Below are 16,445 nucleotides of genomic sequence, written 5' to 3'. Positions count from 1 at the left end.
ATAGTGGGATATTTTAGATTTATTATACTGTCGAACCTAAACGAAGGCAGAGGATAACAAGAGTTTCTTATGACAGTAGTGGCATCAGGTTTATTCAAAAGAGTTAACCTTTGTTAATCGACAACGCCATTTTTCGCTCCTATAATGATTCAATCTTAGGTTTAGGAGTTGATCATATTGCTTTGGCGATGGAAACAGGCTGGATTGTTATTCCTTTGTTTATGCATCGGGCTTCCATCCATTTATTCATTTCCGCCTGTACAAGCATTCGCTTCTTCAGCGGCTGCGCCTTACGATATTCAAGACATAGCGGCTGGCGGTTATCACTCCCTCATGCTGACAGCTGACGGTACCGTTTGGGGTTGGGGGAGCAACGAGGCTGGCGAAGTAGGCAACGGGACGAGCGGGAATAACGTCCAGCGTCCAGTGCAAGTGCTGCAAACGGGCGGAACAGTCCTGACGGGCGTAACCGGAATATCGGCAGGGACTTGGCATTCAGCCGCCCTGAAGTCGGATGGAACCGTCTGGACATGGGGATTCAATAGGTATGGACAGCTTGGCGACGGAACCACGACGGACCAATCCCGAGCCGTTCAAGTGTTAACTTCCGCTGGGGTGCCTCTCACCGACGTAAAAAGGGTTCAAGCGGCTGGCCAAGAAACGTTTGTGATTAAAAATGACGGTACTCTGTGGGGCTTCGGGATCTCCGGCACATTGGCGGGTACCGATAATTCCAGCAATCGGGCAGTCCAAATCAAAGCTTCGGCCAATGCGTATTTAACCGGTGTTAAGGATGTGGCCGGCAGTGAATACCACGTGTTGGCCCTCAAAGAAGACGGGACGGTCTGGGCTTGGGGGTATGGCGGCTATGGAGCCCTGGGAAACGGTTCAACAAAAGATGCCGAATACCCGGTTCAAGTAAAAATGAGCAGCGGAGACCTCCTAACGGATGTCGTTGATGTTGCCTCGAATGATATTGCCTCGTTTGCATTAAAGAGTGACGGGACGGTCTGGAGCTGGGGCAACAATTTGTACGGTAACCTCGGAAATGGAGGCGGAAACACAACGACTGCCGTCCAAGTACTCGACTCAACAGGCGCACCGCTTACGGATGTCGTTGGGGTTGCAGGCGGTATCCAAATCAACGTAGCCATGAAGAGCGACGGTACGTTATGGTGGTGGGGTCTTCAAAATTCGGGATATCCCAAAGCGACCAAGGTGAACCTAGCCGGCGTTACCAGCTTCTCGGCCGGAGCCAATTTTGGCGTCGGGCTGCTGAGTGACGGCACGATATGGAGCTGGGGGTGGAACACCGACGACCAGTTTGGAGTGGATACCAACAAGCTCACTTATTCCACAAACCCGATCAGGACCTATCCCGCAGGCGCAAATTTTGCAGCGAATCCTGGATCGGTTCAGGCAGACGGGATTAGCAAGTCAGCTATTACAGTTACGCTGAAGGATGGGATTAACGAGCCGCTTACAGCCGGTGAGGGGCAGCTCGAACTAATGTCTACACTCGGTCGTCTTAGCGAAGTAACAGATAATGGAAACGGGACCTACAGCGCCGAATTGACGCCGGGCTCTGAAGCAGGTGCGGCGAAAATTACGGGGACGATCAACGGTTATCCGTTGTCCGGGCAGGGATCGGTGGTAATCACACCGTTAGCGGCATCGACCGAGGCATCCACGCTTACTGTAACTCCCCTATCCTTGACCGCGGATGGGACGAGTAAAGCGACGGTTACCGTACAATTAAAAGATGCGAACGGGAACAGCCTGACGGCCAGCGGCGGATCAGTAACGCTCAGTACGACGGCAGGGACATTGGGTCCGGTCAGCGACAAAGGGGATGGCACCTATACAGCCATTGTGACCTCGCCGACCACTGTGGGAACGGGTGTCATCAGCGCGAAGTTGAACGGACAGGCTCTGAGCCAAACGGCAAATGTAAAGTTCATTCCCGGAGCGGCATCAGCTTCCCAATCCTTTCTGTCGGCGAGCCCAACGACGCTTACGGCGAACGGCAGCAGCAAGTCGACCATCACTGTTCAACTGAAGGATGCGAACGGCAACAACTTGACCGCCAGCGGTGGAACAGTGACGCTCAGCACAACGGCGGGAACGCTGAGTGCGGTAACAGACCGCAGAGATGGCAGCTATACGGCCCAGCTTACGGCACCGACAACTGCCGGTACGGCCACGGTCAGCGGGAAAGTATCGGGAACATCCCTGAGCCAGACGGCTACCGTCGGCTTTGTCCCCGGCCCGGCATCTGCCGCCAAGTCCACGGTAACTGCGGCTCTATCGTCGATCACGGCAGACGGGAGAAGCAGCACAACCATCGCTGTTCAATTAAAAGATGCAAACGGCAATAACTTGACGGTCAGCGGTGGACCGGTGACGCTGACCACAACGGCGGGAACGCTAGTAGCGGTAACGGATCACGGCGACGGGAGCTATACAGCCGAGCTCACGGCGCCAACCGCTGTGGGAAAGGCTACGATCAGCGGCAAGCTGTCGGGAACAAGCTTGTCGCAGACTGCTGCCGTAACCTTTGTCCCCGGGGCGTCTTCTGCGGCCAAGTCAACTCTGACGGTAAGTCCGGATACCATTGCGGCCGATGGGGCCAGTAAAGCGACCGTTACCGTGCATCTTAAGGATGCCTACGGAAACAGCCTGACGACCAGCGGCGGAGCCGTGACGCTGGGCACGACGGCCGGCAAGTTAGGTCCCGTGACCGATCACGGCGACGGCAGTTATACAGCCGAGCTCACGGCGCCAACAGCCGCCGGACCGGCCGTCGTCAGTGGGAAGCTGTCAGGCACGGCCCTGGCGCAGACCGCCGCTGTAACTTTTGTTCCGGGTGCTGCATCCGCCGCCAAATCAGTCTTGAGCGCAAGCGAGAACGTGATCACGGCGGACGGAAGCAGCCGCACGAAGGTTACTGTGCAGCTTAAAGATGCCTACGGGAACCAGCTTACGGCCAGCGGCGGCCCCGTGACATTAAGCACAACGGCCGGGGCATTAGGAGCGGTGACGGATCATGGAAACGGCAGTTATACGGCTGAATTAACGTCATCGACGGCCGCCGGAACGGCGGTGATCAGCGGGAAGCTGTCGGGAACAAGCATGGCACAGACGGCGACTGTCCATTTTGTTCCGGGTGCGGCATCCGCCGCTGCATCGGCTATTTCCGCACGCGAGAGTTCGATCACTGCGGACGGCAGCAGCCAGACGTTGATTACCGTCCAGCTGAAAGACGCCTACGGGAACGACCTGACGGCCAGCGGCGGGCCCGTGACGATCAGCACAACAGACGGGACGCTGGGCACTGTAACGGATCATGGTGACGGCAGCTATTCAGCCGTGCTTACGGCATCGACAGCCGCTGGACCGGCGGTAATCAGCGGGAAGCTGTCGGGAACAAGCCTGACGCAGACAACGACCGTCCATTTTGTTCCGGGTGCGGCATCCGCCGCTGCATCGGCCATTTCCGCACGCGACAATTCGATCACGGCAGACGGCAGCAGCCAAACGTTGATCACGGTGCAGCTGAAGGATGCCTACGGGAATAACCTGATGACGAGCGGCGGAGACATAATGCTCAGCTCGACAGGCGGGGCGCTGGGCACCGTAACGGATCACGAAGACGGCAGCTACACAGCGGTTCTTACGGCACCGCTCGGAACCGGCAAGGCAGTGATCACCGGGAAGCTTGATGGGGTTGATCTGGAAGGGAAGACAACTGTCGAGTTCGTACCGGGAGCAGCTTCACCGGAGACGTCCTTATTGACGGTCAGTCCGAATGTGATCACCGCGGATGGACAGAGCACTTCCACCATCACGGTTCAGCTTAAAGATGCCTATGGAAACAACCTGACCTCAAGCGGGGGAGACCTCGAGCTCATGGCCGACTCAGGTTCCATAAGCGAAGTAACCGATTATGGCAGCGGAACGTATTCCGCCGTCCTGACTTCGTCGAAAGCGGCAGGGACGGCCACGGTCACCGGCGTATTAAACGGTGTTGAATTAACGCAGACAGCCACGGTCATCTTTTCGCCGGGGGATCCTTCGGCGGCAGTCTCAACGGTCTCCGTTGACAAGGACAGCGTAACGGCAGACGGAATCAGTTCGGCTGCGGTCAGCGTCCGGCTGAAAGACGAGAACGGAAATGACGTTGATTCGGATGATGGCAGTCATGTGCAGATCTTATCGTCGCTTGGCTCGATCACGGACACAGCGGTTCTTCCGGACGGAAGCTACGAAGCTGCGGTCACGTCGACAACGGCCGGAACAGCTGTTTTGACCGCTACGCTGGACGGAATTCCGCTTGAGGGAAAAGCTGAGGTTGAATTTACGGCTGGACCCTATGTACTGGAAAATTCCGTCATCACAGCCGGTACGACGGAGCTTCCGGCGAATGGACTTGGTCTCTCAGTAATCACGATCGAAATCAAAGACGCTTTCGGTAACCTGACAGATCAGCATCCGGTGGTTCATGGTGACACAACGCTTGGCAACCTTTCAGATTTTACCTATAAGAGCCAGGGGGTCTATACCGCGCTGATCAGCTCTTTCCAATCGGGTACAGCGGTGATCCGCGGATTTATTGGCGAGGAAGAGTTGGTGCCGGAGATCCGAATCGACTTTGGCGACGGCATGTTTATCGTTCCTTCAGAATATTCCATTGAAGTGGGGGGAAAGGCCCCTACGGTGGTGCAAACGGTAGACGGATCATCGACGGTCGATTGGACCTCAGAAGTCCAGTGGCATTACGATCCGGAAATGATCAAAGTGGGTCACGAGGATGACAACTGGTATATTTACGGCTTGAAGCCTGGAACGAGCGTAGTTTCGGCCGTATATGGCGAAGGAGCCGAGGCCCTGACGGCGACAGCTTCCGTCACGGTGTATGCCGTTCAGAGCGGATTGACATTGGATTCTCCTTCCTATGATTTACGGACGCGCGGACATATACGGATTCAGGCTATCGCCAGTTATTCGGATCAAACGGAGAAAGATGTGACCGGATTGGCGGACTACCATATCGATGATCCGAACATAGCCAAGGTAGACTCCGATGGACTGGTTACGGGGCTGACAGCCGGGCAAACCGTCATTACGGCAACGTACGGAGGACAGGCGGCGACTGCGCTGATCAGGGTCACCGAGCCGGTAATTGCCGGAGGAGGCAGCAGTGGTTCGTCGTCTAACGCTGGCGGTAAACCGCCCGAAACGCCGGCTCTTCAGCCGCTCTCCCTCCAAATCGAATACGATCAAATGAAAGGGACGATCTCGCTTCACGAGGAAGAGGTCAAGCAAGGGCGCATCCATGTGCGTACCGAGGATGGAGATCAGAGCTGGGGGCTCCGTCTTTCCGGACCACTCATCCATCGGCTTTTATCCATCAACCCGGATCTGAAGATCGAGTGGGCGACACCGGGTGGCAGCGTTGTATTGCCGCTCAAGGAGATCAAGATGGCGGATTCGGGTCATCCATCGGAAGGTACGAATGGCGAAGGGTTGTTGTTTACGATGAAACGCCCGGACGCCGGGTTGAAATCACAAATCCAAGACGCCGCAAAGCGCGCGCATGCCGAAATGATAACCGAACCGTTCCAGTTTAATGTCTCGGCGGTTCAGGATGGCGCAGGAATAGCACACGCGGTCAATATAGATAAACTGACTTTTTTGCTTGACGACAGCGCTAGCGGTAAACTTCAGCCTGATCATGCATCTGCTGCCGTTTTACAGCCGACCGGGCAAACCTTCCGTTTCATTCCGGCTCTGTTTAGAAAGGACGCAGCCGGTTCACAGACAGCTACGGTTCTTCATGAAGGCTTCGAAGCGGATGTGATTGTTCTGCTTCAACGAAACGCATCCTTTGCGGATCTTCAGAACCATTGGTCGCAGGGGGATGTACTGCTGCTTGCCAACAAATGGATGCTTCAAGGGAAAACGGCATCCAGCTTCGCTCCCGGTGACACCGTTACCCGGGCGGAATTTGCTGTGCTGCTGGCCCGGGCGCTTCAGCTCCCCGAACAGGCAGGAACAAGTATCTTCGACGATGTTGATGATAAGGACTGGTATGCGGCGGAAGTACAGTCGGCCACGAAGGCAGGAATCATCCAGGGGGCAGGTGACGGCGGATTTCATCCGGAACGCGCGGTAACCCGGCAGGAAATGGCGCTGATGATCAGTAAATCCATGACGTACTCAGGCAAAGCGGATACTCAAGGCAGCGTTGAACAAATGAGTCTCGAGAGTTTCTCCGATCAAGAAGAGATCGCCAGCTGGGCCCATGATGCGATGATTAAGATCGTTCAGGCGGGAATTATGCAAGGTGACCAGCATGGCGCACTGCGTCCGGACGAGACTTGCACTCGTGCCGAAATGGCGGTCATGATCGTCCGGATGCTGAAGGAAATCCAATTTATCAATTAGGCTGCTCCCATGGCCGATTGACGTGACACTTTCCCTGCTTTGCTTTAGGATATAATTAGCAAAATGAACCTAAGGCGGATCTTATCATGTTATGGATACTCGAATTGTTGAGCATGGCGGGGAACCTGGTCTTGGCCTGTTTTACAGGTTCTGCCCTGATCATGGGCGTCGTCTTTTTTTTGATCGGATTTCAGGGAGCGCGGCTCTCCACGCTTGCGAAAGGGAAGCAGACCCGAACCGACGTGTTAAAAATATGTTCCACCCTCGGCATCGTTCTTGTCATCTTCCTGATTTCGTTCGAAAGTCTCCGGATGACGGGCCAGTTGGCCTTTTCGTCCGGAATGGCACCGGAAACGGCCAGGCGGCTCGGGATGAGGCTCGTCGTGCTTGGCGTGGTTCAAGCGGCCTGGTTGTTCATCTCCCTGAAATGGCTGCTGCCGCTGGTTTTTGACCCGATCGACCTCAGCCCCAAGCGAAAAATGGTTGTTGTCAGCGCAACCGTGCTTAACCTGCTACCGGGCCTGCTGGTCGTTCAGGATATCGGGGCCTAGCGTTTAGTCGCAGAAACATCAGTGTACACAGGATATGGATTAGAGCAGATTTTTATGGTTTGCGATATGTAAAATCAAGAATAAAACAGCCATTTGCCTGTATGTAACCGGCAAATGGCTGTTTTTGTGTTGGGTCAACATGCGAAAAGAGCGGAGCGCCGCATCCAGGTTCCGCTAACCGCTTTGGCTGGTGCTCTGAAGCCAATGCCTTTTGCGGTAGGCACCCGGCGTGATGCCGGTCACCTTTTTAAAGGTCCGGTTGAAAGAGGTGATATTGAGGTACCCGACCTGCTGGCTGATTTCATTCACGGTCAGGCTGGTGCAGGCGAGCAGCTCTCGAGCCTTTTCCATCCGGATGCCCTGCATATGGTCGCTGAAATTCAAGCCGGTCTTGTCTTTGATATAGGCGGATAAATAGGTGCTCGTCAGATTGAATTTGGCCGACAGGTAATCCAGGGACAAATCCTCTGCGTACTGGGTCTGCATGACCTTCAGAAGCTTGGAGATCAGCGGTTCTTCCCGCGCATCCCACTTGGAACGCAGCAGGGAGCAGGCTGCTTCGAGCAGCTGGCGGAAGACTTGTCGGTAATCGGTGACGCACTGGCAGTCCTGCAGCCCGCGGGTCCACTGCTTCAGCGACTGAATCTTCGTTGGTTCCACCTGGGCGGCTTCCACGAAGTAGATCACCCGCGAGGCGATGGAATCGGCGAAGAAGCGGAATTGGCCGATGCCGGCTTCCTTGCGCAGCATAAAGTCCAGCGCCTGGTCGATCAGCTGCAGGCAGCGGGCGTCCTGGCCCGATTGCAGGGAAGCGGTGAATTCGCGCTCCTGAGCCGGGCTTAGGGATACGGAAGCGGGAAGGGATCGGCTGCCGGTAATCAGCTGGGCCTCCTCGACCAATTTGGCCTGGGCCGTCCACGACCGCAGCTCATGGTAAGCCCGGCTGAACTCCGATACCTGGTGGATATCGCCGCTGACGGCAATGCTGACCAGAATCTGGTCCTTCTCCGCCTCCAGCATGCTGCGGATCTCTTCCAGAAAGGAATAAGTCGAGCTTGAGGATGCTCCCTTCATAATAGATATAATTTCATTTTTCTCCAGCTGGAACGTATGGGAGCCCTCGAACTGCCCGGTCGTCAGGATATGAATATGGTCCAGCAGATGCCTAACGGCTGTATCGGCGTGCACAGGCAAATCTGCCGTATGGGACAAGCGGAACCGGATGTGATACAGCACCACGACATAGCGTTCGTCCGCCGTCAGGAAGTCCTTCCATTCGTTAATATCCGTGTTGATGTTTTTAAGGCGGCTGATATACGAATAGCTGGTCAGTACGGACCGCTGCTGTTGGAGCTTGGCCCGGATCTCGTTTTTGTCCCGCTGCAGCTCGTGGATCCTCTCCGCGATCAGATCATATTCCACCGTGCCCTTCCGCAAGGGTGCAGGGGCTGCATCAAAGGGTTTATGGTCCAGCATGGCGGACAGCATGCGCTTGACGGGCGTATGCAGCTTGCGGCTGAGGAGGATGGAAACGCCTACAGAAACGGCGAGCGTCAGCATGAAGATGACCAGGACGGTTCCTGTCACCCGGCTGAACTGCGAGGAGACATGCCTGTAGGGTACGGCCGTAATATAAGTCAGCCCTTGGTCCGGCGATGTTTTGAAATAATAGGTATCGTCAATGAGCATCTGAAGCTGTCCCGGCTTGAATTCAGGCAGCGTATCCATGCTGAGTTTTCCATGCTGATACAGCAGGTTTCCCTCCGGGTCCATGATTCCTATCGTCCGGTTCTGGGTGTTGCCGAAAAATGAACTGGCCGCTTTTTCAATGTCGATCAATGCGATCACCTGATATCGTCCGCCAGGCGGCTGGTACACGTAAGGCAGCAGTTGCTTGGCATCCGGCACCGTGACATTGACGTGAAACGGCGACGCCGGCAGCAGCCGGAACGTCTGCGGATCAGACGGACCGGAGGCGGCCTGCCAGAAATGCTGCGGGTACGCGGAGCTGGCATAGAGATGGCTGAACAGGTAAGAAGCGCTGCTGCTTCCGGATTTGCTGAGGGCAAAATCTTTTTCGTCAAAATAAATAATGACGTCTTCCAGGTAAAAGAGGGGGTTATATACATCCCTTCTCATTTGGAGAATCACGCTTCGGGCTTTGAGATAATCGACGTTTTGGCTCTCTGCGCTGTGAAGCTGGCTGTTAAAGCCGATCAAGTCCTCCTGGTTGTACAGATCGTACAGCAGCACCTGCAGACGCTGGAGCTGATTGGTGAAACGGCCCGCCGCATCGTGCAGATCACTCTGGTTCGACTGGATGATTTCTTCCTGAAGCGTTCCTTTAAACATATGGTAAATGGCCGTATAAACCCCGCCAAACAGCAGGATCAGCGCAAGAAAACTAACGAAAATCTGGACGAACAGCGAGCGCCTGCGTTCCTTGATCCAGCTAATTATCACCGCTTAAGCTCCCTTCAAACCATTTTGGGACGGATACCTATCCCATTAATGTAACGGCTCACTATTAAGTCGATTGGACGCGGATGTTAAGAGAACGTAAAAATTGTATATGCAAATTTTATGATTTAGTTCGATTATTCATGATTTCCGGACTGCAAGTTAGAAGAGTTGAGAGATGGGTAAGCATCTTGAAAATTGTCCATAGCGGCGTGCGGCAAAGCTGTGTCATGATGCATTCGTGTCAGATAGCGTCCAGCATGGGGCATGAATCTTGCACAGAAAATCAAGGGGGAGGGAAATTCGTTGTGGACAGCCAAACGGCGGTGAACAAGATGGCCGGCAAGGGCGGCAGCATGTACGAGAATAACGGACGAGGGAGCAGCCGGGCGGCGGCATGGCTCCGGAATTGGCAGCTGTATCTGTTGATTGCCCCGGTTCTGGGTTACTTTATCGTCTTCCACTATATTCCCATGTACGGCGTGCAGATCGCATTCAAGGATTACATCGCCTCGAAAGGCATCACGGGGAGTCCTTGGGTCGGACTCAAGCATATCGAACGCTTTTTTGACAGCTTTTATTTTGCGCGCATTCTGTGGAACACGCTTGGCATCGGGGTGTATGAGTTGATCGCGGGTTTTCCGGTTCCGATCGTGCTGGCGCTCCTGCTGCATGAGGTGCGTTCATCCAGGTTCCGGCGATTCGTCCAGACGGTGACTTATGCCCCGCATTTTTTATCGACTGTAGTTGTGGTCGGCATGCTGATGATGTTTCTGTCTCCGGTCAGCGGGCTCGTCAATGCGGTTATCGTATGGCTTGGCGGACAGCCGGTTGCTTTTCTGACCGAACCGTCATGGTTCAAGAGCATCTATGTCTGGTCAGGCGTGTGGCAGAGCATGGGCTGGAGCTCGATCATTTATTTGGCCGCCTTGTCCGGGATTGACCCGCAGCTTCATGAAGCGGCCAAGGTGGATGGTGCCGGCAGGCTCAAACGGATGTGGCACATCAATTTGCCGGGCATCGCGCCGACGATCGTCGTTCTGCTCATTTTGAACATCGGATCGATTTTGGGCGTCGGTTTTGAAAAGGTGTTCCTGATGCAAAATTCGCTCAATATGGAAGCGTCGGATGTCATTGCCACCAACGTATACCGCAGCGGTATATTGGGGGCGCAGTACAGCTATTCCGCCGCCGTGGGGCTGTTCAATGCCGTCGTCAATTTCGTGCTGCTCCTGACCGTAAACCGGATCGCGCGCAAAATGGGCGGAAGCAGCCTATGGTAATCTTGACTAGACAACGGAAGGAGGGTCATCCATGCTGGAGACCAGGTCCGAACGGATCACGGGTATAGGCATCTACGTTCTGTTGGGGGTCGTCACCCTGATCGTCCTGTATCCGCTGTTCTTTGTGCTGATCGCATCGGTCAGCCATCCCGGGTCGGTGATCCGGGGAGAGGTCTGGCTGTGGCCCAAAGGGTTCTCGCTCGTTGGTTATGAACGCCTGTTTGGGAACAAGGAGCTGCTCCGTGGCTTTATGAACACGGTTATGTACACGGTTGCCGGAACCGCGCTCAATGTGGTGATGACCGTGGCGGGGGCTTACCCGCTGTCCCGCACGGACTTTAAAGGCAGGCACTTCTTTACGTTCCTGATCGTGTTTACGATGTTTTTTGGCGGCGGCATGATTCCGACATACCTGCTGATCAAAAACCTCGGGCTGCTCAATACGTTCTGGGCCATGATTATTCCGTCCGCCGTCTCGGTATGGAACATTCTGATCATGCGCACGTTTTTTCAATCCTCCATCCCCAAGGAAGTTCAAGAAGCGGCTTTCATGGATGGATGCTCCAATATTAAAATTTTACTCAAAGTCGTACTGCCCCTGTCGGGACCGGTACTCGCGGTCATGGTGCTGTTCTACGCGGTCGGACATTGGAATGCTTACTTCAGCGCGCTGCTCTATTTGTCGGACCGGGATTTGTATCCGATGCAGCTGTTTCTGCGCGAGATTCTGGTACAGAACCAGATGCAGGAGATGGTCGATATCAGCGATGATACACTGGCCCGCAGTCTGATGGATGCCGAGGCGATCAAATATGCGGCGGTTATTGTCACGAATCTGCCGATGCTCATTCTTTACCCTTTTCTGCAAAAGTATTTCGTCAAAGGTGTCATGGTTGGTGCGATTAAAGGCTGATCAGGTTCAAATCTAAACGTTAACGGAGGAGATGGAGTATGGGAAAGCAACAACGGCTTCGTAAGATGAGGGGCAAATGGGGACCGCTCACGCTGTCGCTCGTGATGGCTGCGGGTTTGCTGAGCGGATGCAGCGGCAGTGCGTCGGAAGGCGAAGCGGAGAACAAGACCGACAAGCTGGAAAATCTGAACGAAACGGGCATGCCGATCGTGAAAGAACCGATTGAGCTGACCTTTTTCACAGGCAAGTCGCCGACCAACGGCAGCAAATTTGAAGATACACTGATTTGGAAAACGTACAGCCAAATGTCGAATATCCAGGTGAAGTTCAATCTGGTGCCGTTTGAAACGCTGACCGAGAAAAGGAACCTGGCGCTGGCGGGAGGCGATTATCCGGACGTCTTTTATTCAGCGCGCGTCGGATCGGCTGAGCTCGCCCGGTACGGGCAGCAGGGCGTTTTCATTCCGTTAAATGACCTGATCGACAAGTACGCGCCCAACTTCAAAAAGCTGATGGAGAAATATCCGGACATCCGCAAAGGGCTGACGATGCCGGACGGCAACATTTATTCGCTTCCGTCCTTCTATGACCCGGATCTTCTCTCCATGCTGATCGGCACGCCGCTGTGGATCAACCAGGATTGGCTGAAGAAGCTGGGGATGGGGGAACCACAGACGACCGAGGAATTTTACAAGTACCTGCAGGCGGTCAAGGCGACGGACCTGAACGGGAACGGCAAGCATGACGAGATTCCGTTCAGCGCCGGCGGCGTGACCGTCCTGATCGACCACATGAAAGGGGCCTGGGGGCTTGGCACCAGCGGCCTCGGGCATAAGCTGGTGGATGTGGACCCTGGGACTGGCAAGCTTCGCTTTATCAAAAGCCTGCCGCAGTACAAAGAGGTGCTGCAGTTCATAAGCAAGCTCTATAAGGAGGGGCTGATCGATCCCGAAATATTTACGATCGAAGGCAGCGCCTTGAACGCCAAGGGCCAAGCCGGCCTGCTTGGTTCAACAGTCGTGCCGAACCCTGAAACCGTGATGGGGCGCAAGGAATTTACGGGACTCGGAGCCTTGAAAGGGCCGCATGGCGACCAGCTGTATGCCCATGTCAAAGTTCCGATGGTGCATGTCGGCGCTTTTGCCATTACCAATAAAGATCCGTATCCGGAAGCTACGATCCGCTGGATGGATTACTTCTACAGCGATGAAGGCGCCAAGCTGTATTTCATGGGCAAGGAAGGGGAGACGTATACCAGCGATGCGAGCGGCAGTTTGAAATACGTGGACGAGATTACGAACAATCCGGACGGGCTGACGCAGGACCAGGCATTGGCCAAATACTTCACCTGGCTGGGTGGAAGCTATCCCGGCTTCGTGACGGAGGAGTATTTCAAAGGGTCGGAGACGCTCCCGAATTCCATGGCCGCGGCCGAAAAAGCCAAGCCTTACGCGGTGAAGAACATCCTGTATAACTTTAACTATACGCCGGAGGAGACGGAGGTCATGTCTTCCATCGGCAAGGACATTGAGGATTACACCGCGGAAATGGAAGCAAAATTCATTAACGGCTCCGCGTCTTTCGATCAGTGGGACGGGTACGTCAATAACTTGAAGAAAATGGGACTGGACCAGTACATGTCCGTGTATCAGGCGGCTTATGATCGGTATCAGGCGGAATAAATCAATCATAGAAAAAATGGTTCCATCCTCATCGGGAAAGAACCGGCCAACGGCCGGTTCTTTCTTCTGACTATCGGCGGATTGCCAATGATCCGGGCCGGTGCTAAGGTAGTTATTATCCAAAGGAGAAGCGGACGATATCCGCGATTCGTTCATGGCTGTCGCTTATGGTACTACCGCCTTCGGGCTGCTCTCAATAAAAAGGAGGTGTTGTTATGGCAAGGCCTGCAACTTTCGGCATTATCGGCGGCGGTGGATTTCGGGCCCAATATTTTTTAAGAATTGCGCAAGCGCTTCCAGAGGAATTCCAGGTCACCGGAATGGTGGTCCGGGACGCAGCCAAAGGCCAGGCGATGGAGCGCCAGTGGCAGGTGGCCGCATACAGGACGCTTGAACAGCTGTTGACCGGCCCGCAGCCTGATTTCATGGTTGTATCCGTCAGCGCATCGGCTTGCGCGGAGTATTTGATTCAGCTTGCGGACCATGGCATTCCCGCATTGGCGGAAACGCCTCCTGCACCTGATTTGGACGGGCTGATAAGGCTGCATAACCAGCTGACACGCCGCGGTGCGCGGGTGCAGGTCGCCGAGCAGTATCCGTTCCATCCGATGAATCAAGCTAGAATGGCCATCATTCGGGAAGGGCTGCTCGGGAACGTAACCCAGGCAACCGTATCGATTTCACACTTTTACCACGGAGCCGCCCTGCTTCGGAAGATGCTCGGTATTGGATTTGAAGACGTCCGCGTTCGGGCAATGCGGTTTGAGTCCGACTGGGTGGCAGGACCTACCCGGAGCGGACCGCCGCCGGAAGAACAGATCGTGACGTCCCGGCGAGATTTGGCCTGGCTGGATTTCGGCGGCAAGCTCGGGATCTACGATTTCACCGCGGACCAGCATCGTTCCTGGATCCGCTCGAACCACCTGTCGGTTCGGGGGGAGCGGGGCGAAATATTCGATGACCGGCTGACGGTCCTGAAGGACTTCCGTACGCCGCTTTATTTGAACTTCAAGCGAATCAATAAGGGTGAGCTCGAGAATCAGGAAGGGTACTTTCTGGAGGGGATCATGGCGGGAGAACGGTGGGTGTATAACAATCCGTTTGCCCCTGCAAGGCTGTACGACGACGAAATCGCGATTGCCTGCTGCCTGCAGCAAATGGCTGTCTACGCTGCGGGCGGGCCCAGTTTCTACAGTCTCTCCGATGCTTCGCAGGATCATTATTTGGGCATGCTCATGCAGCAGGCGATTCAGTCTGGAGAAACCGTCGTTTCTTCACGTCAGGTTTGGTCAGGCGATGAGTAGATGAAGATCCCGATGGCCGAGCCGGAACATAAGGAAGACTAAAAAACCGCGATACGATCGCGGTTTTTTCCTTTTCATTACAGCCATCATTTGATTTTCATTTCAACGACGGGCAGATCCTTTAGAGGTTTAGGGACGCCCGCGTCATCCGACTCGAGGTACATCTTCAGCACAAGCGAGCGGGGCTTGTCGAGCATGCTGCTGCTGAATATTTGCTGGAAGCCTTCGTCGGTCCCGTTTCCGGCTACCGGACTCAGCTGCACAGCCCTACCATTTCTGTTAGTGGAGACGATGGTCATGTAACGGAGCTTATCCCAGATGGATTGCTTTGTTTTGAAATCCAACTCGCTGCCGTTATCGATCACGAAGGTGGCGCGCGTCAACAACGGAGACATTTCCACCTTGGAGAGAACAACCTTATGGCCATCGATGCTGATAGAACGATCGGGCTGCATCACAAAGGTCGGCGACTTTTCAAATTTTGGTTCTAAATCAACTTTAATTTTCATACGGTCGGAATAAAGGAAGTCCGCAGCGGCCGCTGTGGTTTTCGGGTCGCCAAGCTTCCCGGGATTTACGGAGGTCACCTGAAAATCAACCTCGATGCGGCTCGGAAAAGGCTGGCTTCGGTCAAGCATCACCGTGCTCAGAGCGGAGAAGCTGTGTACGTCTCCGTTGCTGATCTGCAGCTCAGCATTCAGAGGCCTGCCTGAATTCAAATCGGTCACTTTGACGCTGTTCACCGCTTTGATTTCATGGCTGGACTCGGCTGTGGCCGTGTAAAGCAGCAGCATCTTGTTCTCGTCTGCCGTGACGGCGTCGAGGGTAATTCGGTAAGGACCGGAGGAAACCGACTTGTTGACGATTTGGATGTAATCGTTGCGTACTGCGGATTCGAGTGTCGCATGGTCCACGTCTTTGGCGGATAGGGCCCTGTATCTTTCCAATGCGCCCCAACTCATATCCTTCGCCGTATGGGGTGCAGGAATGCCGATCGGGCCGCCCTGCCACCATCCGGCGCCCAGCAGCACGGCCAGCACCATTGCAGCGACGGCATAGGGCAGCAAACGCCGCTTCCGCGAAGCCGATCTATTTGCGAATCCGCGCCGGATCGCCTCGGTAGCTTCCGTTTCGCCGATTTGCATCCTTTCCCGCCGGAGCTGCGCCGCGTCGGCAAGCAGGGCTTGTTCTTCAGGGTTCGTGTTCATTCCCAATCCCTCCGATTCTTCATCCATTTGCGGAGCTGGCCAAGCCCCTTATGCTGCCACGTTTTGACCGTGCCTTCCGGTTTGCCGAGAATCGCGGCGATTTCCGTGAGCGTCAGGTCGTTGTAGTATTTCAGGATCAGCACATGGCGGTATTTCGGCTTCACCTTTTCCAGCAAGGGACCCATGGCGACCTTATCGTGGTTGAATGCTTTGAATGCATCATGAGGCTGGCTAATCCCCTCAAGCTGCGCATCCACGGTAGGAACGGTCCGCTTCCTGCGCCGCTGTTCATCGATGCATACATAAATGAGTATGCGGATGAGCCAAGCCTTCAGCGCCCTGCCGTCTTTCAGCGTCGAGCGTTTGACCCATGCCCTGCACGTCATTTCCTGCAGCGCCTCCAGGGCATCATGACGATTGCGCAAATAGCTGTAAGCGATGTTCAGCAGCGTTTCCCGGTGCTCCATGATGGCGTCATAAACATCGGTTTCTACTCCGGCTTGTCCCATGCTGACCTTTTTCATTTCTGCGTGAGAGCCCAGCGGGCAGCCCTCCTTTCCTTGTCTCTGTGGTACAGACGGACCAATGGTTCAAACG

The 16,445-nt window shown here is 54.8% G+C and carries 9 protein-coding genes; 6 read left to right on the top strand and 3 right to left on the bottom strand.

All coding sequences use genetic code 11. The annotated features are described in order from the left end of the window. Positions 1-168: 168 nt before the first annotated feature. On the top strand, positions 169-6,447 hold the full coding sequence (locus K2F33_RS30500; protein ID WP_318671637.1) for an invasin domain 3-containing protein: 6,279 nt from the start codon (positions 169-171) through the stop codon (positions 6,445-6,447). 86 nt (positions 6,448-6,533) lie between these two features. After that, a complete protein-coding gene (locus K2F33_RS30495; protein ID WP_263880405.1) occupies positions 6,534-6,998 on the top strand; it encodes a hypothetical protein in 465 nt (154 codons plus the stop codon). Positions 6,999-7,172: 174 nt separating this feature from the next. On the opposite strand, the gene K2F33_RS30490 is transcribed toward K2F33_RS30495, so the two are convergent. Next, a complete protein-coding gene (locus tag K2F33_RS30490) occupies positions 7,173-9,461 on the bottom strand; it encodes a helix-turn-helix domain-containing protein (RefSeq protein ID WP_263880404.1) in 2,289 nt (762 codons plus the stop codon). A 353-nt stretch (positions 9,462-9,814) separates the two neighbouring features. Here K2F33_RS30490 and K2F33_RS30485 point away from each other — a divergent pair, with 353 nt between their 5' ends. The 4 genes from K2F33_RS30485 to K2F33_RS30470 all read left to right on the top strand — a co-directional run bounded on the left by K2F33_RS30485 (position 9,815) and on the right by K2F33_RS30470 (position 14,640). Continuing rightward, a complete protein-coding gene (locus K2F33_RS30485) occupies positions 9,815-10,741 on the top strand; it encodes an ABC transporter permease (RefSeq protein WP_263882482.1) in 927 nt (308 codons plus the stop codon). 31 nt (positions 10,742-10,772) lie between these two features. Beyond that, positions 10,773-11,654: a carbohydrate ABC transporter permease gene (locus tag K2F33_RS30480; RefSeq protein ID WP_263880403.1), complete on the top strand. Its 882-nt coding sequence runs from the start codon at positions 10,773-10,775 to the stop codon at positions 11,652-11,654. Between the two features lie 38 nt (positions 11,655-11,692). Next, the gene (locus K2F33_RS30475; protein WP_263880402.1) at positions 11,693-13,336 is read left to right on the top strand and encodes an extracellular solute-binding protein; all 1,644 of its coding nucleotides are present in this window, start codon (positions 11,693-11,695) and stop codon (positions 13,334-13,336) included. A gap of 215 nt (positions 13,337-13,551) precedes the next feature. Continuing rightward, the gene (locus K2F33_RS30470; RefSeq protein WP_263880401.1) at positions 13,552-14,640 is read left to right on the top strand and encodes a Gfo/Idh/MocA family protein; all 1,089 of its coding nucleotides are present in this window, start codon (positions 13,552-13,554) and stop codon (positions 14,638-14,640) included. A gap of 86 nt (positions 14,641-14,726) precedes the next feature. Here K2F33_RS30470 and K2F33_RS30465 read toward each other — a convergent pair whose 3' ends face one another. Together K2F33_RS30465 and K2F33_RS30460 are read right to left on the bottom strand one after the other, a co-directional pair. Further along, positions 14,727-15,848 carry a DUF4179 domain-containing protein gene (locus K2F33_RS30465; RefSeq protein ID WP_263880400.1) on the bottom strand — a complete coding sequence of 374 codons (1,122 nt, stop codon included), beginning with the start codon at positions 15,846-15,848 and terminating at the stop codon, positions 14,727-14,729. Further along, the gene (locus K2F33_RS30460) at positions 15,845-16,372 is read right to left on the bottom strand and encodes a sigma-70 family RNA polymerase sigma factor (protein ID WP_263880399.1); all 528 of its coding nucleotides are present in this window, start codon (positions 16,370-16,372) and stop codon (positions 15,845-15,847) included. Before K2F33_RS30460 ends, K2F33_RS30465 begins: the two co-directional genes overlap by 4 nt. Positions 16,373-16,445: the final 73 nt, after the last annotated feature.

The organism is Paenibacillus sp. PSB04, from assembly GCF_025809195.1.
Taxonomy (GTDB): domain Bacteria; phylum Bacillota; class Bacilli; order Paenibacillales; family Paenibacillaceae; genus Paenibacillus_AQ; species Paenibacillus_AQ favisporus.
The sequence above is the reverse complement of the archived record's forward strand: the minus strand, read 5'-3'. Positions and strand labels throughout refer to the sequence as shown.